This window comes from Emticicia sp. GW821-FHT11C11 (assembly GCF_058808615.1).
Window position 1 is genome coordinate 875,214 of record NZ_JBXARV010000002.1, and the last position, 19,427, is coordinate 894,640.

14 protein-coding genes are annotated in these 19,427 nt (G+C 42.4%); 10 read left to right on the forward strand and 4 right to left on the reverse strand.

The window, feature by feature from the left end; all coding sequences use genetic code 11:
* Positions 1-39: 39 nt before the first annotated feature.
* The 4 genes from AC1RRY_RS13695 to AC1RRY_RS13710 form a co-directional block, all read right to left on the reverse strand.
* On the reverse strand, positions 40-1,920 hold the full coding sequence (locus tag AC1RRY_RS13695; RefSeq protein ID WP_492819866.1) for an asparagine synthase-related protein: 1,881 nt from the start codon (positions 1,918-1,920) through the stop codon (positions 40-42).
* A gap of 124 nt (positions 1,921-2,044) precedes the next feature.
* Positions 2,045-2,299, reverse strand: coding sequence for a PqqD family protein (locus AC1RRY_RS13700; protein WP_492819864.1), 255 nt, complete (start codon positions 2,297-2,299; stop codon positions 2,045-2,047).
* 13 nt (positions 2,300-2,312) lie between these two features.
* Complete coding sequence (locus AC1RRY_RS13705) at positions 2,313-3,230, reverse strand: hypothetical protein (protein ID WP_492819862.1); 918 nt, start codon at positions 3,228-3,230, stop codon at positions 2,313-2,315.
* Between the two features lie 192 nt (positions 3,231-3,422).
* Complete coding sequence (locus tag AC1RRY_RS13710) at positions 3,423-6,371, reverse strand: S9 family peptidase (RefSeq protein ID WP_492819860.1); 2,949 nt, start codon at positions 6,369-6,371, stop codon at positions 3,423-3,425.
* 280 nt (positions 6,372-6,651) lie between these two features.
* Here AC1RRY_RS13710 and AC1RRY_RS13715 point away from each other — a divergent pair, with 280 nt between their 5' ends.
* The 10 genes from AC1RRY_RS13715 to AC1RRY_RS13760 all read left to right on the forward strand — a co-directional run bounded on the left by AC1RRY_RS13715 (position 6,652) and on the right by AC1RRY_RS13760 (position 19,425).
* Positions 6,652-8,415: a phospho-sugar mutase gene (locus AC1RRY_RS13715; RefSeq protein ID WP_492819858.1), complete on the forward strand. Its 1,764-nt coding sequence runs from the start codon at positions 6,652-6,654 to the stop codon at positions 8,413-8,415.
* Positions 8,416-8,624: 209 nt separating this feature from the next.
* Positions 8,625-9,803 (forward strand): sensor histidine kinase, encoded by a 1,179-nt coding sequence (locus tag AC1RRY_RS13720; RefSeq protein WP_492819856.1) that lies wholly within the window; start codon positions 8,625-8,627, stop codon positions 9,801-9,803.
* A gap of 105 nt (positions 9,804-9,908) precedes the next feature.
* Positions 9,909-10,661 carry a LytR/AlgR family response regulator transcription factor gene (locus AC1RRY_RS13725; protein ID WP_492819854.1) on the forward strand — a complete coding sequence of 251 codons (753 nt, stop codon included), beginning with the start codon at positions 9,909-9,911 and terminating at the stop codon, positions 10,659-10,661.
* Between the two features lie 380 nt (positions 10,662-11,041).
* Entirely contained in the window at positions 11,042-11,512 is a 471-nt protein-coding gene (locus AC1RRY_RS13730; protein ID WP_492819852.1) for a LytR/AlgR family response regulator transcription factor, read from the forward strand.
* A gap of 219 nt (positions 11,513-11,731) precedes the next feature.
* Complete coding sequence (locus tag AC1RRY_RS13735; RefSeq protein ID WP_492819850.1) at positions 11,732-13,813, forward strand: bifunctional aldolase/short-chain dehydrogenase; 2,082 nt, start codon at positions 11,732-11,734, stop codon at positions 13,811-13,813.
* 157 nt (positions 13,814-13,970) lie between these two features.
* On the forward strand, positions 13,971-14,981 hold the full coding sequence (locus tag AC1RRY_RS13740) for a GntR family transcriptional regulator (protein WP_492819848.1): 1,011 nt from the start codon (positions 13,971-13,973) through the stop codon (positions 14,979-14,981).
* A 29-nt stretch (positions 14,982-15,010) separates the two neighbouring features.
* On the forward strand, positions 15,011-16,291 hold the full coding sequence (locus AC1RRY_RS13745; RefSeq protein WP_492819846.1) for a sugar isomerase: 1,281 nt from the start codon (positions 15,011-15,013) through the stop codon (positions 16,289-16,291).
* A gap of 121 nt (positions 16,292-16,412) precedes the next feature.
* The gene (locus tag AC1RRY_RS13750) at positions 16,413-17,279 is read left to right on the forward strand and encodes a 3-keto-disaccharide hydrolase (RefSeq protein WP_492819844.1); all 867 of its coding nucleotides are present in this window, start codon (positions 16,413-16,415) and stop codon (positions 17,277-17,279) included.
* A gap of 20 nt (positions 17,280-17,299) precedes the next feature.
* Positions 17,300-18,040: a (Fe-S)-binding protein gene (locus tag AC1RRY_RS13755; RefSeq protein WP_492819842.1), complete on the forward strand. Its 741-nt coding sequence runs from the start codon at positions 17,300-17,302 to the stop codon at positions 18,038-18,040.
* Positions 18,037-19,425 carry a lactate utilization protein B gene (locus AC1RRY_RS13760; RefSeq protein ID WP_492819840.1) on the forward strand — a complete coding sequence of 463 codons (1,389 nt, stop codon included), beginning with the start codon at positions 18,037-18,039 and terminating at the stop codon, positions 19,423-19,425. The genes AC1RRY_RS13755 and AC1RRY_RS13760 overlap by 4 nt, the downstream gene beginning before the upstream one ends.
* The last annotated feature ends 2 nt before the right edge of the window (positions 19,426-19,427 follow it).

Here is a 19,427-nt window from a genome sequence, read left to right on the forward strand (position 1 = left end):
ACACTCTCTATCAGGCTAATTTACAGATACTCATACACCTTACTTCCGCTCATTATCCCAAATAAAGTAGCTATACATCAATCCTTTCACAAAAGTTTGAATTTTAAGCAGGTCTACCTCTTCGCTTCTATTAATATGAAGCCAATCTTCAGATAGTTTCACTACATCTACTACTTCTTTGACCGCAGGACTGGTACCAAAAGCCGACAACAGCTCATTGACATGTTTGCCGTCCTGTTGGGTTCTGTACAAAATGTCTGAAGCCTGAACCCCTTTTTTAGACGAATAAAGTACTTCATCAGGCAAATAACCTGTCATCATTCTTTTAAGGATAGCCTTTCTGTTGAGCTTATTGTCAAAAAAAGCATGATTAGGAATGGATAAGCAGTACTCTATTACATTCACATCTCCGGTGGGATCTCTGTACTCCAATCCAAAAGCATTAGATGTGTTGGCGCCAAACTGGCAACGTACATTGGCTCCTGCATCCAGTAAATGTAGTATTCCCTCTTTGGCATTTGCATAATATCTGCTGAAACCCTTTGTGTTCTTTTTAATATCTTCTAACACACCCCATTTTTCAAGCACATCTTCTTTCACATATCCTGCATTTATATACTTTACAAGGCCGCCCTTTCTATTTTCAAACCACGTTGGGTAATATTTAAGTATTTGTGTTTTAGCAATTTTTTTGGCCAGTTTTACCGGGTTGCTCAACATTCCCGGATGGTGCCATGGAAGCAGATAATCTATTCCGGTATAAGAAATGGTGGCATTGCCCATCTCTCCTGATAGTATGGTTCCAAAACCCTGCTGAGAGGCTTGTTCCGGTAAATCTACCAGCCAGAACGCATTAGATGCTGCATGAAAATGACTGTCAAAAACTTCCATTGCCCGGATAAATCCATCTGTTGGCAACATATGTGCAGAATTCAATAATATCGGGACTATGTTGCCTGCATGGGCTGACGTAGCCTTGATGTGTGGTGTTTCATCCAGTAATCGCCGGGGCCATGCTCCGCCATCCAGCTTCTCAGGAAACAAGGGTACATGGCTGAAAGTAGTCAGCTGTTTGCCTTCTTGTTTTAACAGGTAGGCAGCCATGGCTGATACTGAACTTGAGTCCAGCCCACCGCTAAGCATAGAAGCCACCGGTTTATGGCTGCGGAGCCTTACACGCACTGCCTCTTTAAAAATCTCGCGGAACTCTTCGACGTATTCATTAGAATTTTTATACTTCCTTTCCTGAACGTTTTCAGGAAACCAATAACGAGCCAATGTTATTTTACCTTCTTTGAAACTCAACGTATGCGCAGGCGGTACCGTATAAAGCTCTTCATAAGCCTGCCTGTTGGCCTCTTCCTGTTTCCATAAAAGCAACCTGCCAATGAAGTACTGCATATTGATTTTCTTATGAAAGCCATCTAAAGCGAAAATGGATTTGGCGGAAGAAGAAAAAGCAAACCTCCGGCCATCGGAATAGTAATAAATAGCTCTGTATCCGTGGTGATCACGTGCCAGGAAAAGCTCCCGCTCGCGGTAATCATACACAGCAAACGACCAGTCGCCAAGCAGATACTTCGGACTGTGTTTGCCCCATTTAAGGTACGAAGCCCGTATAAGCTCGCCATCAGATAGCTCTGCATGAAGACGAAGCCCCAATTGCCAGGATAGTTCTTCCCGATTATCCAGCCGGGCCTCAGAGGTAATCAATAATTGCTGCTCCGGCAGATAAACCGGCTGTTTTTCAAACAAAGCCTCCGGCGTATTATAGGTAAGTAAATGCCCGAATCCTGCTACGCCTTCTGTTTTATGACTATGGTTTTCGTGCGGCATGGCGCTGATACCCGTATACATTTGCTGTAAAGCGGTGGATACCTGCTCTGTGTGTTCATCAATAATACCAAAAATCAGACTCATGCGCGTGCAACTCTTTGTTTTGTTAACAATAATTTCTGCTCTTGACCGGGGTATTTCCCGACATATAACTTTCTGACCGAAAATAGGATCTTTCTGCTCAACAGAAAATTCTGTTTCTATCTTTTCAATAGATGATATATCCCCTTTCCGCCAATATTTTCAGTGCCTTCTGCACTTCACTTTTGCAAACTGTTTCAGGGATATCGTATTCCTCACACAGGTTTTTCACTATTGCTTCTTCGTCATGCCCTTCTTCAATAGCTTGCAGTATCGTGATGAATGTTTCATTCAAAGTAAAATGCGTATTGTTTTCAGCATCGTAAATTACCCCTTCATCGCCAAGTCGTGTAAAAAGGATTTTCTCATTATTGATTTTCATCGTTCTGGTTTTTTCAGTTCAGTTTTTTTATTACATGCTCTTCAATAGCTTTGCTGAATGTCTCGAAACTTCTGGTGGTTTCAGGTCTTGTTGCTTTCCAGGCAGGTAATGTGTTTGCCAGAGAGCTCAAATAACTGAAACGAAGTTTCCCCTTTTTCATTCCCTCTATCAATCGGATTCCATACATATTCTCATGCAACAATTGCCATATTTCTGCTCCTGACAATTTCATTAACTTTATTTCATCACCACTGGCTTCCATGAATACAATACCTTTAACCTCTACCTTTTCGCTAATGAAACTATCGGCAAAAGAGAAAGCAAACTTATCTATTTTATGCCTCACCCTTCTCCCTTCCGTCTCACCATAAACCTGCTGAATCTCTGCTACATCTTTCCAAATCCTTGTTTCAGGATAGGATGACCGGGCATAGCATCGACCATTTTCAATATAAAGCAATGCTGTGTCGTCCGTAAATGTAGGATATCCGCTTTGGTTAAGCATCGCCGCTGTAGTAGATTTTCCGGTGCCAGATGGTGCAGCCAGAAGAAGTACTTCTCGCTCAGCCACAAAACAACCGGAAACATGCATCAGGAAAAGATTACGCTGAATAAAGACCACTGCAAAGCACGTACTGTAAATAAACAGAGCCACTTCCTCAATATTGCCACTGATTGGTTCTACGACAATACTGTTTCCATCGGTTGTATAGTAGTTGGCTACTTCAGGAACAGAAGTCAGGCACTCGTTTTCATTAAATACGCTGTAGATCGTCTTGCCCCATTCCGGGCTTGTAAGTCCGGCAGGTACGTTACCCAACCTGACATAAATCGGGGGCGATGAGGTATCCTCTGACGGGTTAATTACTAATGCTGGAAGTTCAATTTCTGAAATGACCGATACGCCATAAATCTGATAGTAGTTGTGCATCAAAAAACAAATTGTATTTTCACAAAAGTAGATACAAATCTGTATCTATATAAAATTACTTTTAATCTGATGACCTATTTGTCAATAGGTTTGCTGTCTTATTCAAAATGAGATAGCTAAAGAAAATAGCCCAAAGGCTTGTTTCAAACACAGGTTGTTTTGAACAAGCCTCTGGGTTATTAACTTCTTTTATTACTCTTCACTCATGGCTCTTTTTTCAAGGTGGTCGTCCAGTGTCAGGCGGTCGATACCTTTTTCCAACCAATCAGGAGCCGGTTTGCCTTTCAGATGGTAGTCGAAGAATTCCATCATTCTGACAGCATAGTCTTTACGGTTCGGTAATTTAACCAGACCGTGATTCTCACCTTTGTACTGAATCAGAACGACAGGTTTTTTCAGACGGCGCAATGCGTTGTAGTACTCAATACCTTGCGTGAAGTCTACGGCACCATCGGCATCGTTATGTAACAGCAACAGCGGTGTATTTACTTTCTTGACATGATACAAGGGTGAGTTACGGTTGTAGGCTTCCCAGTTTTCCCAGGGTGGTAATAAACGGCCTTGTGAGGCTTCAAAAATGGCCCCGTTAGATGTCCCTGTGTTTTTATAAATCAGGTTATACATCGATATCATGTCAGTCAGGGGCGCTCCCGCTGCCGCAGCCTTGAACATATTGGTCTGGGTAATCAGGAAACTGGTCTGATACCCACCCCAACTGTGCCCATGAATACCCATTTTGGTTTCATCGATGATTCCGGTCTTAATAGCTGCCTTTACACCCGGCAACACACACCATACGGCAGACATACCCGGGTCATTGAGTTTATACACAATGTCCGGAATAAATACAGCATAACCGTTGGAAGTATAGACGCTTGGGTTCCAGCCTCCACCGGGATATGACGGATTAGTAAAGTTATTCAGGGTTTGAGACAGCTTTTCGTAGTAATAAATAATAGTCGGGTATTTTTTACCTGCTTCATAACCTGCCGGCAAGAATAATGCCCCCTGTAGTTTATCTCCTTTATCGCTCTTGTAATCAATCAGTTTTACTGATGGCGACCATGCATAATTATTCAGAGAAGGTGTATTCTGGCTAACCTTTTGTGGGTTTTCCAGGCTTACTGCCGTAGAAAGATAATATTCCGGCGACGCCTTGAATGTCTGGCGGGTATAAATATAAGCGTTCGCTTTTTTTGCTTTGGTCAGGCCTCCCAAAGAGGTATCTTCCCATAAAAGGCTTTTTATCTGGCCGTTCTCAAGAGCTATAAATCCGCTTTTCTTGGTCCATTCTCCATAAGTTTTAAAGTATTGTGTTTTGGCTAAATCAATACCTTTTTCTTCCAGATCAAGTGCGTAACGGTTCTGGTAGCGGATCTGCTCTGTTCTACCGTTTTTAGTCAGGTTTTGTGGCGTTGCAGAGCCATCGGCAGATAATTGCCAGATATCCCAGCCATCACCAACCAATATAAAACGGCTGTCGCTCGTCCATCCATACACATCATAAGGTGGTTTACGAACGTTGTGGTCATCTTCCACATCAACAAAAGATGTACCTGCTTTGCTGGAAATATTAAGGGTTGTCTGATTTGTTAAATCGTACACCATCCAGCTGCCGTCTTTCCAGTATAAAAATTTCTTGCCGTCCGGCGACGCTCCCGGATTTGCATAAAAATTAGGAACATAGTGCTTTCCCAGTACTTTTGTACGCTTGCCGGTACTTAAATCTACTGTGTAGATATCTACATAGCTCTGGCCATCGAGGTTGTTATCCAACTCATAATTAGTAATATCACCCCCTATTCCGTACAATTGCTTCGGTGCGATATTCAGGGTTTTAAGACTGCTATCGGTCAATCTTAAAAATTTCTTGCTGCTTATATCGTAATTGGCAATAAAGCTGAAATTCTTATCCTGGCTTTCAACTACCTGCTGGCGTGATTGTAATCGTTTATCCTGCCAGTGCCAGATAGTCATATCCGGTTTTTCTTTATTGGCATCAGGCATAGCTGCAATTTTTTTTGTAGTATCTGTCTTTACTTTGTTAATCGCTTTGGTCAGGTCATCAAGCGTTTTAATGCTGGTATCTGCCTTTATTTTTGCCAGTTTTTCTGTATCACTCTCTTTTTTGACCGTGTCTTTTTTTGTTTCGGCTTTTGGCGGTTCTTTCTTTGCCAATTCGGTTTTGGCTATACCAAAATACAGCTTGCCCAGGTCTTCTGACCAATAAGGTGTTCTGTTGCCGCTGACGGTCATTCCTTTCGGAAAAGTTGCCGTATCTTTTTTAGGCTCATAGCTTACCAGTTCCGGTATGGCGCTAAAGTTTTTCACACCCAGCACACTGTTTAAATCAGCTTTGTATTTTTCATCTTTAATGCCTTTCAGAAGTGCCAGGCCGTCGCCCTTTTCTGTCCAGTTCAACGACTTATAACTCGCTTTGTCGTTATCCAGAATCATCACTACATTGGTAGCCATGTTGCGCAACCACAAGCCATTTCCTGCTTTTTCTGCGGCATCTACCGTTAAAGCCAGCCAGTCTCCTTTTTTATTAAAGGCATATTCGGCTATATTTCCGATGTTCTGAGTTTTGCCGGATGCCAAATCGAACAAAAGCAGGTCTGAGCCTTTAGGACCATCCGGGTTTGGAGGGCCAGGTGCCGTAACAGGTGTAAGATGCAGAGCCAGTACTGATGATTGTTCACCGTTAAAAGCGAAAGATTTTACTCTGTCAAATTCTGTTTTCTTCTTATTGGCAAGGTTCACAACGAATACTTTTTCTGAAAGCGGCTTAGCTGCCGGAGTTTTGGCTGCTGCTTTTTTGTCTTTATCCTTTGGATAAACTTTAAATGCCAGCCATTTGGCGTCGTCAGAGAAACTGATAGAAAAAAAGGTATTTGCGCCGATCGGATACTTGATCTGGGTAGTATCGCTCGTTTTTCTGATGATTAACTCGGCGTCGCCCTCATTCGGGTTTAATACATAGGCAAACCAGGCGCCGTCTGATGACAACTGTGTTCCGCCGAAAGTAGGGATAGATTTCCATGAAGCTACGTCTTTCCAGGTAAGTGGAGGTTTAGGTTTGTCTTGCGCTACAGCAACAATGGCACAGAGCATCAAACCAAAGATGAAGTATTTTTTCATTGTGTTTATGGTATATATGAAGATTTTTATAAAAATAGACAAAAGATTCGAAAATCAGAACACCGCATAGCTTATCAGGTTTTTTATGGCGATATTGTCCCCTTTTAATAGTCTTTTGAGTCAATTTTCTGATATATATCAAGCACCCGGGCAATCTGTCAACCTGTTTTTGAGAGTCATTCAAATAAATATTAGTAAAATCTAAATCATTCTTGAAAAACATCAAAAACTTGTTTTAATTTGCCCAAAACTATTTATTATTAAACTCATTCGCATAGTCATGCTAAAAAATCTTAAACTAGATACAACAGCAGAGAAGAATATCAAAACCTGGCTTAAGGGCAGGTATGATGAAGAAACCAAAACTGCAATTCAGAAACTCGTTGACGAAAATAATACCACTCAATTAACCGATTCGTTTTACAAGAATCTGGAGTTCGGAACAGGCGGAATGCGCGGAGAGATTGGAGTTGGCTCTAATCGCATGAACAAATATACCGTTGGAGCGGCTACCCAAGGCTTGGCAAACTATCTGAACAAAACTTTTCAAGGGCAGGAAATAAAAGTAGCCATTGCACATGACAGCCGGAATTTTTCTCCTGAATTTGCACGTGTTGCCGCCGATATCCTTTCAGCTAACGGCATTACTGTTTATCTGTATAAAGAGCTTCGTCCTACTCCGCAATTGTCATTTACGGTTCGCCAGCTGGGTTGCCAGAGCGGTATTGTAATAACGGCGTCGCATAATCCGAGAGAATATAATGGTTATAAAGTATACTGGGTAGATGGCTCTCAGGTTGTTGCTCCGCACGACAAAAACATAGTGGCCGAAGTAAATGCCATTACGAATGTTAAAGACATTAAATTTAAGGGTGTAAAAAAACGCATCAAACTGATTGGCGAAGTGATAGACAAGGCCTATCTGAAGGCTGTGAAGAGCATCTGCGTGAACCCACGTATGATAAAACGCCAGTCTGATTTGAACATCGTTTTTTCGTCTATTCACGGCACAGGTATCACTATGGTACCTAAAGCACTGGCTCAGTTAGGCTTTACGAACGTAAATATTGTTGAAGAACAGGCTACTCCGGACGGGAACTTCCCGACGGTGGTGTACCCTAACCCGGAAGAACAAGAAGCAATGAGCCTTGCTTTGAAAAAGGCGAAGGCCATCAATGCTGACCTGGTTATTGCTACCGATCCTGACGCTGACCGTGTGGGCATGGCCGTGAAAGACCCGAAAGGCGAATGGCAACTGTTAAATGGTAATCAGGCAGCGAGCTTAATCATCTATTATTTACTGAAAGCCTGGAAAAAAGCCAAAAAACTTACCGGTAAGGAATTTGTAGCTAAAACAATTGTGACTACCGACTTGATTGATGAAATGGCAGCCAAAGCCGGGGTAAATTGTTATAATACACTTACGGGCTTTAAATACATTGCGCAGGTTATCAGAGAACTGGAAGGTCAGCAGACTTTCATAGGGGGTGGGGAAGAAAGCTACGGATACCTGATTGGTGACAAGGTTCGTGACAAAGATGCCATTGCCAGCTGCGCCATGATTGCCGAGCTGACAGCCTTTGCGAAAGATCAGGGTATCAGTCTGTTCGACTTCCTGGCCGAAATGTATCAGAAAAACGGCTTCTATTATGAAGGGCTCATCTCATTAACGAAAAAAGGTAAAACCGGAGCGGAGGAGATTCAGCAGATGATGGTTGATTTCAGAGCAAAACCACCGAAAAGCCTGGCGGGCTCGAAGGTAATCCGTATGGATGATTACAAAGCCCTGACTACAACTGACCTTAAAACCGGTGAAACAACAGATATACCTGCAGGCAAAATGGGGATAGAGTCATCTAATGTTCTCCAGTTTTTTACGGCCGACGGCACCAAATTTACCTGTCGCCCGTCAGGAACTGAACCAAAGATTAAATTTTATGTAGGTGTACGCGCCAAGCTAAAGAAAAAAGATGAGTTTGATGCTACACTGGTTTCTTTGAAAGAGAAGGTAACATCTATTCAGACAGAATTAAATCTGGTTTAACAGATCGGGAGAGTCAGGCCATTATCAAAGGTCTGGCTCTTCTGTTTTAATCGGCTACACCGTCTTTCTTTTCCATCAATCTCCTGCTATTCTTCAGCACTGCCATTGCACTACCTGCAACAAATCATGAATCTGATTTTTAGATTCTCATTATAACACGTATTTTTACATCAGAAGGTTACCTTGTTCCAAAATACCTATTTCTTCCGATGTTAAAGCTGCCCTCAAAAATAGTTTTGTTGTGTTTATTTATAAATTATGCTGTTTATAGTCAGAAAACAGGAACACCTCCAAAAACTAACAATTTCAAAGTTCAGATTACACATGTAGAGATTGCAGGCAGAGACATGCCTCTTCAGAATAATTATCTTGTTGACTACGACAACAATGTTCTGAAATTCAGTTTCAGAACAATTCCGGCAGAGAACAGTTCCACTTACAAATATCGCATTGTTGAATATAGTTTTGAAGGCGCTAAACCTTCTACCTGGCGTTATACAACCGATACCTCAGTTAAAGTAGATAGTCTTAAACCGGCCGTTTATCATTTCGAACTGGTTGCGATTGATACTGCCAAAAGAGAAAGCCGGCCTACAATTATAGAGTTCAAAATAGAATATCCCTGGTGGCGGTCATGGTGGTTCTGGGGAGCCTGCTTTGTTACTTTATTTGGTCTTTTCTACGGTCGTGAGCGGTTTCTGAAATTCTGGTCGGACGAAGAACAAAGACATCACAGACAAGTAACAGAGCTCGAGTTGCGAACATTGCAGTTACAGATGAACCCGCACTTCGTATTTAATGCCCTGAATGCCGTACAAAGCTTTATATTGAACCGTGATATCATCGCAGCCAATAATTATTTATCAAAATTTGCCAATCTGATTAGACTGTTTCTGGATTCTTCACGTAGTAAATATATTACACTTGTTGACGAAATAAAACTTTTAAGCCTTTATGTCGAAATCGAGATGATGCGTTTCGAAAACAAGTTTGAGTTTCATCTGAATGTGGCACCGGATATTGATCGCTTTATAGAGATTCCGACCATGATACTCCAGCCGTTTATAGAAAACGCAATTAATCACGGACTGCGATATAAGGAAGCAAAAGGTAATTTATATATGAGTTTTTTTAACCAGGGTAAGTATCTGGTATGCAGAATAGAAGATGACGGAGTAGGCCGGCAACGTGCAAAAGAAATACAATCGAAGTCACGAAAAGGTTATAAATCGCAAGGTTTGAAAATCACAGAAGAACGCCTGCAAACCTTTAATTTAATTGCAGATGCAGATATTCATTTTATGGTTGAAGACTGTCTGAAACCTCCCTATGAACCCGGAGCAGACATTGGCACGGCAATTGAAATTAAATTTCCGCGATTTAGTTAATTTGGAATGGGTTTATCTTTGACTATTTTTGTAATTCATTAACAGTTGGCCAGTGGCAATGTCAATCGTGTTGACAACAGCGTAAACTTGTAAACGAATCCTTTTATGTATAAGGCTATAATCGTTGATGACGAAAATCGAAGTGTTGAAACTTTAAATAGCATTATTTATCTGTTCTGCTCGTCAGAAGTTGAGGTAATCGGTACTGCTAATTCAATACAAGAGGCTTATCAACTTATTCAGGAGAAATCACCGGACATTGTTTTTTTAGACGTGGAGATGCCGCATGGCAGTGGTTTTGACCTGTTGGAAAAATTCAGCAACCCAAAATTTGAAGTTATATTTACTACCGGCTTTGATCATTATGCGGTTACAGCCATAAAATTCAGCGCCTTAGATTATTTACTAAAACCAATCAATATTGAAGAGCTGAAACAGGCTATTGCCAAAGCTAAAGAACGCATTGAGAAGAAAAACAGCCAGCAGAATTTCAATCATCTGATTCAGAATCTTCGGAATCCACGCGATAAAACCAATAAAATTCCTTTACCGATTCTTAATGGTTTCCAGTTTGTGCCTGTTAACAGCATTATATACTGTGAAGCCGACGAAGACTACACACATATTTATCTGAACGACAACCAGAAAATAACTGTCTCAAAAAGCATCAAAGACTTTGAAGACCTACTGGCCAATTACGATTTTTTCCGTATTCACCATTCTTTTCTTGTCAACCGCGATTACATCAAACGCTATACCAAAGGAGAAGGAGGAACCATTACTACCGAGCAGGGTACTGAGCTTCCTGTTTCGCGCCGTCGTAAGTCAGAGTTTCTGGAATGGTTAAGTAACATCTAATCTGTGGTTGTCAATTACATCATGTTCACTTCTTTATTATCTTCTGCAGGATTTCATTGAAGCCTACTTTCTATTTAATCCGGAGCTTAATTGTTGTTCTTTATTATTGGCAGTTATTGTCTTTTTTTGCCTTTATCAATTTCTTAAGTAACAAACAAAATATATCTACTTAGCGATTTTTCGCACAAACCGGCAAAAAAACGCTTGTGATCATAAATAGAAACCGCTAAACCGGTTTTTATTTTATAAAAAATTACCTCTTTGTCATTAACAGCCACTTATCTAGTCTTTTCTGCCACTTACCGAATCGTAGTTGTAGCAGTTATACCTCAATTTTAACTTGCTGTAAATTTTCTCCAATTTAAAGCTTTCCGGGTAGAATGAGTAAGCTGATTTACAAGACGCCGTTTAATACTGAAGGGTTTACGATCGTCCCACATGTGGAAAGCCAAAATACCGGGGCTAATTTGTCAATGAGAGTTGCCGGTAAACGGAACATGGTCAGCCTTGAAGATATTTTATACTTGAAAAGTGCAAAAAACTATACAATATTTAAATTGGCAGACGGAAGAGAGATAATCAGCTCTAAAACACTGAGAATATTTGAAGAAGAATTAGACGATATTACAAATTTTGTGCGATTACATCGCTCATATATCATAAACCTCGGACACGTAAAGGATCTTTATTTTAATTGCCGTGGTGGCGAAGTACTGATACAAGACGAGAAAATCATTATATCGAGAAGAAAAGCTGCGGAGTTCCGGCGTAAGTACAGAAAATTCTTACGCACAACCGGACAGAACGTTTCCTCGACAATAAAATTGAAGACAACCATCCGGATGTCTTAAAGGATATTGAAAGAATTATTTTTTACTTTTTGGGTTACGATAATAAAGTGCTGGCTAATCTGGCACTTTATTTTTTTATGATTCCCCCACTTTCATATTCTGAAAACTTTCTCGTAAAAGCTTCGTCTTACAGGAGAGTACATGAGGATATTTGCAAAAAAATAACGAATTTTGTCGCTAGTGAAAATGATTTAACGCAACAAAATTTGATTTAAAAGCATGGAAAATACTCTAACATTCAAACATGTTAGCTACCTGTGGGACTACAACAAAGCCGCCGAATTAGCCAATAACGAAGTAGACCTCTTTATCTACCGCTCTAATCTGCTCGGAGCCGACCTACGATTAACCAACTATGCCGGAGGTAACACTTCATGTAAAATCACCGAAACTGATCCACTGACAGGTGACCCGGTAGAAGTGATGTGGGTAAAAGGTTCAGGCGGAGACATTGGCACACTTACAAAAAAAGGTTGCGCTAATTTATATGTAGACCGCCTGCATGCTTTAAAGAAACGCTATAGAGGCCTGGAGTTTGAAGATGAAATGGTAGGTCTGTTTGACCACAGCCTGTTCGACCCTAAATGCGCGGCTCCTTCTATTGATACACCTTTACATGGTTTACTGCCATTCAAACATATAGATCACCTGCACCCCGATGCCCTGATAGCCATTGCCGCCAGTAAAGACGGCGAGCAGATTATGAAAGAGATATGGGGAGATACCATAGCCTGGTTGCCCTGGCAACGCCCCGGCTTTGACTTAGGGCTAAAGCTGGAACAAACAGTAAAAGAGAATCCGAATCTGAGAGGCGTTATTTTAGGAGGCCACGGGCTCTTTACCTGGGGCGATACCTCGTATGAGTCTTACATCAACACCTTAGAGGTTATTGAAATGGCTTCGGTGTATCTGGAGCAAAATTACGGCAAAAAAAGCCCGGTATTTGGCGGAGCCAGAATAGAGTCGAAAGTAGCAGAAGACAGAAAAACTGCCGCTGCCGAAATTATGCCAACGCTCAGAGGGCTGGCATCAAGCTACAGACGAATGGTAGGGCATTTTACTGACGACGCCCGCGTACTTGAATTTGTTAACTCTAATGACCTTGAAAGACTGGCTCAGAAAGGCACCAGCTGCCCTGACCACTTTTTGCGTACCAAAATTCGTCCGTTGGTATTGAAAGGAACTACTAAAGAAGAGATAGAAGCTCAGTTTGAAGCCTATAGAGCTGATTATACTGCATATTATGAACGTTGCAAACATCCGGATAGTCCGGCTATCAGAGATACCAATCCAGTAGTGATCCTGTATCCGGGTGTAGGTATGTTCTCTTTTGCCAAAGACAAACAGACCGCCCGTGTAGCAGCTGAATTTTATACCAATGCCATTAATGTAATGAAAGGTGCCGAGGCCATATCTGAATACGTGGGATTAGCCGAACAGGAAGCCTTTAATATTGAATACTGGCTATTGGAAGAAGCTAAGCTTCAACGCATGCCAAAACCTAAGTCGCTATCAGGCAAAATAGCTTTTGTAACCGGTGGCACCGGTGGCATAGGCAAGGCCATTTGTGAAGAACTACTGAAAGAAGGCGCCTGTATTGTAGCAGCCGACCGCGATCTGTTGGAAGAAACGCAAACCGAGCTACGCAAAAAATATGGGAAAGATGTAGTGCTGACAGTAAAAATTGATGTTACCCAGCCCGAACCGATCGCCGAAGCTTTTAAACAGGCTGTGCTGCAATTCGGAGGAGTAGATATTGTGGTGAACTGTGCCGGTCTATCCATTTCGAAACCTCTGGAAGACCATACGCTGGCCGACTGGAATATACTACAGGATGTACTGGTGAAAGGGCAGTTCCTGATATCGCAGGAAGCTGTAAAAATTATGCGCAAACAGGCCCTAGATGGTGATTTTGTAAACATTGCCAGCAAAAACGCATTATTTGCCGGGCCCAATAATGTGGGGTACGGAACAGCCAAAGCCGCTCAGGCACACATGAGCCGCCTACTGGCTGCTGAGCTGGGCAAAGATAAAATACGAGTAAACACCGTTAACCCTGACGCGGTGCTTCGCGGCAGTAAAATATGGGAAGGTGAGTGGGCCGAAGGGCGCGCCAAGGCTTATGGCATTAAAGTAGAAGAATTGCCTAAAATGTATGCCGCCCGTACGCTTCTGAACGAAGAAATATTGACCGAAGACATTGCCAAAGCCGTAAGAGTATTTGTTGATGGCAGTTTATCTAAATCGACCGGAAATATCCTGAATGTAGATGGTGGCGTAGCGGTTGCTTTTGTGAGATAATTTCGACCCCATCTCCAACCCTTCCCTACACGGGTTGCCCAATTGTGGGGAAGGGAATACAAGTTTCTCTCTCCACAATTGGGGTGCGGCTACCGCTGCGTAGAGAGTGGAGGCAATGTGCCATGCATGTACTCCGACTTTTAAACTATTCGAAAAAATGTATAAGCTACAACTCAACCCCAATGATAAAACCCCCAAGTACAAGCAGATTGTACGGTCGGTCATTGCGGATATAGAGCGAACAGTTTTAAAGAAAAATGAGCAACTGCCGTCTATCAGCGAACTAAGCGAAGAATACTATCTGGCAAGGGATACAGTTGAAAAAGCCTATCGGGAACTAAAGGAGCTGGGGTTCATTACTGCTGTACAGGGTAAAGGCTTTTATGTCAACGGTGAAGAACACAACAGGATGCGTATCCTGCTGATTTTCAACAAACTAAGTTCTTACAAAAAACTTATTTACTATGCCTTTCTGAGAGCATTGGGCAATAAAGCAACTGTCGACCTGCAGATACACCATTATAATGCCCGTATTTTTGAGGAAATAATCGAGAAAAACCTGGGCAAGTATAATTATTACGTGGTGATGCCTCATTTCTTCCCGGAAAACGATAAAGCCCTGGCTTTAAAAACACTGGAGAAAATTCCGGCCCAGGAACTGGTCTTTTTAGACAAAGACCTGCCCGAATACCAAAAACCGACCTTGAGTGTGTATCAGGATTTCGAAAACGATATTTTCGATGCCCTGGAGTCTGCCAACGATTTGCTGGCCAAATACGAACAACTGGTACTTATTTTCCCGAGCGATGGTAATTATCCGAAAGAAATCGTCAAAGGATTCCGTTTCTTCTGTATCAATACGCACAAGGAGTTCAGCATTAAAGAAAATGCCATTGATGAGATTCTTCAGCCTAAAACTGCCTATGTAATAGTAGAAGAAACTGATCTGGCCGATTTAATCAAGAAAACCCGGCAGACTAACTATATTCTGGGGCAGGATATCGGCATTGTTTCGTTCAACGATACCACTCTGAAAGAATTACTGGAAATAACCGTAATTACCACTGATTTTGAAACCATGGGCCGAACAGCCGCTGCCCTGCTGCTTGACAAGAAACAGATTAAAGTAAAAAATCCGTTCTATATTATCCGCCGTAAAAGCCTTTAAGTCCGATTCAACCAAAACCCTATAATTACATGCTTACTACTGACATTATTCAAGACCATAATAAAACCTTAGAAGCCGAGCATCAGTTTAAACTAGCTTATATTACCGAATTACTCCATCGCAAAGGCATTGATGCCCAGGCCATTATTGATAAAATAAAAGCTTTTCAGGTAGCTATTCCGAGTTGGGCGCTGGGTACTGGTGGTACTCGTTTCGGTCGTTTCCCGAATGGCGGAGAACCCAGAAATCTGGAAGAAAAAATTGAAGATGTAGGCTTGATCCACCAACTGAACGGGTCGTCTAACTCTATCTCTTTACATATTCCGTGGGATATCCCATCAGACTCCAATGCTATCAAACAATTGTTGAAAGCGCACCATCTGACTATCGACTCTGTCAATTCAAATACTTTTCAGGATCAGAAAGATCAGCCTTTTTCCTATAAATTCGGCTCTTTATCGCACACGCAAACCGATAGCCGCAGTCTGGCCATAGAACACAATATAGCATGTATTGAATATGGCAAACAATTGGACTCAAAAGTGCTGACAGTCTGGCTGGCCGATGGTTCCAATTTCCCGGGACAACAGCATTTCCGTAAGGCGTATCAACGCACGGCCGATGCACTGACCAATATTTATGAAGCCATGCCGTCTGACTGGACCATGCTGATTGAATATAAGCCTTATGAGCCGTTTTTCTACTCAATGGTAATACCCGACTGGGGTACCTCCTACTCGCTTTGCCAACAGATTGGTAAAAACGCTCAGGTATTGGTCGATTTAGGACACCATCTACCAAACACCAACATAGAGCAGATTGTAGGTCGATTGATGCACTTCGGCCGTTTGGGTGGTTTTCACTTCAATGGCTCTATGTATGGCGACGATGATTTAACTACGGGAAGTATCAAACCCTATCAGTTTTTCTTAATATTCAATGAATTGGTAGACGGGATGCAGGATGCGGCGGTGAAAAACCCACCATTGGCCTGGATGATTGACGCCAGCCACAACACCAAAGACCCAATCGAGGATTTGCTGCAATCGGTCAATGCTATTCTGGCTACTTATACCAAAGCCCTACTGGTAGACCGGGAGGCTTTAGCCGATGCGCAGGATAGCAATGATGTGCTACGCGCCGAAGAATTGCTGAGAGATACGTTCTTTACAGATGTGCGAGCCTTAGTGGCAGAAGCCAGCCATCAGGTAGGTGGCGCCATTGACCCCGTTGCTACTTTCCGGAATGAGAAAGTTCGCGATGGTTTAATCACGAAAAGAGGCAAACTGAGTGTAGCTACCGGCCTGTAAATTGCGTACCTGAACTTTTTAATGTAAAATACTCATCAAGTGATGTCTTTCTTTACAAAACTTGATGTTATTTTGCATGGTTTCAATCATTTATTATCAATCACACCCGACTATTAAACTCATGAAAAAAATCCTGACTTTGGCCTTATTCGCCATTCTTCCCTCTTCAGCTTTTTCGCAAGAAATTGACCCTAAAGAATGGAAGCAAATTTTTAACGGAAAAAACCTGGACGGCTGGCATGTGAAAATCCGCAATTATGCCTTAGACGACAACTTCGGTAAGACGTTCAGAGTAGAAGACGGACTCATGAAAGTTCGTTATGATGCGTATGATTCTTTTGCGGAGAAATTCGGACATATCTTTTATAAGGATAAATACTCCTATTACCGGATTGCGACCGAGTACCGTTTCGTAGGCGATCAGGCAAAAGACGGCCCGGGTTGGGCTACCCGCAACAGCGGTATTATGATCCATGGACAGGCTCCTGAAACTATGGGTAAAGATCAGGATTTCCCCATCTCTATAGAAGTGCAGTTATTAGGCGGTTTAGGTACAGGCAAACGCACTACCTGTAATCTATGTACACCCGGCACGAACGTATTTTATCAGGATAAACTGGATAAACGCCACTGCATTAACTCTACTTCAAAAACATACGATGGTGAGCAATGGGTTCGTGCAGAAGTACTGGTATTGGGCGACTCACTAATCCGTCACTACATCAATGGTGAGCAGGTATTGGAATATACCAAAACACAAACCGGAGGTGGAAACGTAAGCGGCCATGACCCAAGCCTGATGGTAGAAGGTAAACCACTGGCAGAAGGTACTATTTCTCTGCAAAGCGAAAGCCACCCTGTCGATTTCCGCAAGGTAGAAATCTTAAACCTTTGTGGTTGCACGGACCCGAAAGCAAGCAATTATAAATCTTATTACGTAAAGTCTGATAACAAAACTTGCACTTATAAGAAAAAAGGCAAGAAATAAGGTGTATCTGTGAGAAAGCGATGAAAGTAGCCCTGTTTATTCCATGTTATGTTGACCAGTTTTATCCGAATGTGGGCATCAACACCCTGCAATTGCTGCAAAAACTGGGCGTAGAGGTGCATTACCCCATGCAGCAAACCTGCTGTGGACAACCCATGGCCAATAGCGGCTGTGAACAGGACTCTAAAGAAGTATATCATCATTTCGTAAATACCTTTGCCAATTACGATTACGTGGTTACCCCATCAGGCAGTTGTACGTATCATGTACGCAAGCATTATGACATCATCGACCAGACTCCGGCTGTACAAAAGGTAAGAAAAACCGTATATGAACTGGTAGACTTTCTGGAGAACGTGCTGAAAGTAGAAGAAATACCGGTTGATTTTCCACACAAGGTGGGCTTGCATTTAAGTTGCCACGGACAGAGAGGTTTGCGGCAAGCCAATGCTTCTGAAGTAACTGGTGATAAAGGCGGCCAGATTCTTACTCTGCTAAAAAAACTGCGTGGCATTGAAATTACCCAACTGGAACGCAACGACGAATGCTGCGGATTCGGCGGTTCTTTCTGTATTTCGGAAGAAGCTGTTTCGGCACGCATGGGACACGACAGAATTGCTGACCACGTACGTAATGGTACCACAGTACTTACCGGAGGAGATATGTCCTGCCTGATGCATCTGGAAGGAATAGTGAAACGCCAACAGTTACCCATGAAAGTAATGCATATTGCAGAAATTCTGAACGGAAGCCAACCATGAACCACCCTGCCTTAGCTGAAAAATTCAATAAAGATTTCGACCGAACCACCTGGCATGATGAAACGCTGTGGTTTGTCCGTCAGAAAAGAGACAGGGCCATCTATCCTATTCCCGAATTTCAGGAGTTACGTCAGCTGGCATCGCAGATTAAAGACCATACTTTAGGCAACCTGGATAATTATCTGATTGAATTTGAAGAAAACGCCAGAAAAAATGGAGTAAAGGTGCATTGGGCAGCCGATGGACATGAGCACAATGAGATTGTACTCAACATCATTAAAAATGCGGCTTCGGTAAAAGATAAGACAGGCCCTATAAAAATGGTAAAAAGTAAGTCGATGCTTACTGAAGAATGCCACTTGAACCCTTATCTGCAAAAAAACGGTATCGAAGTAGTTGATACTGACCTTGGTGAACGCATTGTGCAGTTCAGAAACGAACCCCCAAGCCATATTGTAATGCCCGCCATCCATCTTAAAAAAGAAGATGTGGGCGAAACTTTTCATGAACATCTGGGTACGCCTAAAGGCGAAAAAGACCCGCAGGCCTTAACAGAAGCTGCCCGCCAGCACCTTCGAGAGAAATTTATTGAGGCTGATATCGCACTTACGGGTGTAAACTTTGCCATAGCCGAAACAGGCAGTGTGGTGGTTTGCACCAACGAAGGCAATGCTGATTTAGGTGTTAATCTGGCTAAAGTACATATTGCCTGCATGGGCATGGAAAAACTGATACCCAGAGTTGAGCATTTATCGGTCTTTATCCGTCTGTTGGCACGCAGTGCTACCGGACAACCCGTTACTACCTATACTTCGCATTTTACGAGCCCGCCAGAAGGTAAAGAAATGCACATTGTGATTGTAGACAACGGTCGTACGCAGCAATTAGGCCGCTCCGATTTCAGAAATTCTCTGAAATGTATTCGTTGTGGTGCCTGTATGAACACTTGTCCTGTTTACAGACGCAGTGGCGGGCATAGTTACGATTTCACCGTACCGGGGCCAATCGGAGCCATTCTATCACCGAATATAGATTTACATAAATACAGTTCCTTGCCCTTTGCCAGTACGTTATGCGGCTCTTGTTCTGATGTTTGCCCTGTGAAGATAGACATTCATGTGCAGTTGTATAAATGGCGACAGGTAGTGGCAAAAGAAAATGAACTGCCCGCAGCCAAAAAATGGGGCATGAAAGGTCTGGCTAAAATGCTGGCTATGCCTAAAGTGTATAACCTTGGCGGTAAGCTGGCGAGAGGTGCCTTACGGATACTTCCGCATGGCCTTACACATGCACAAGGCCTTAACCCCTGGGCAAAAGCCCGAGAACTGCCCGATGCTCCGAAGCAAAGCTTTAAGGAGTGGTATAGCAAAAATAAAATGTCCTGACA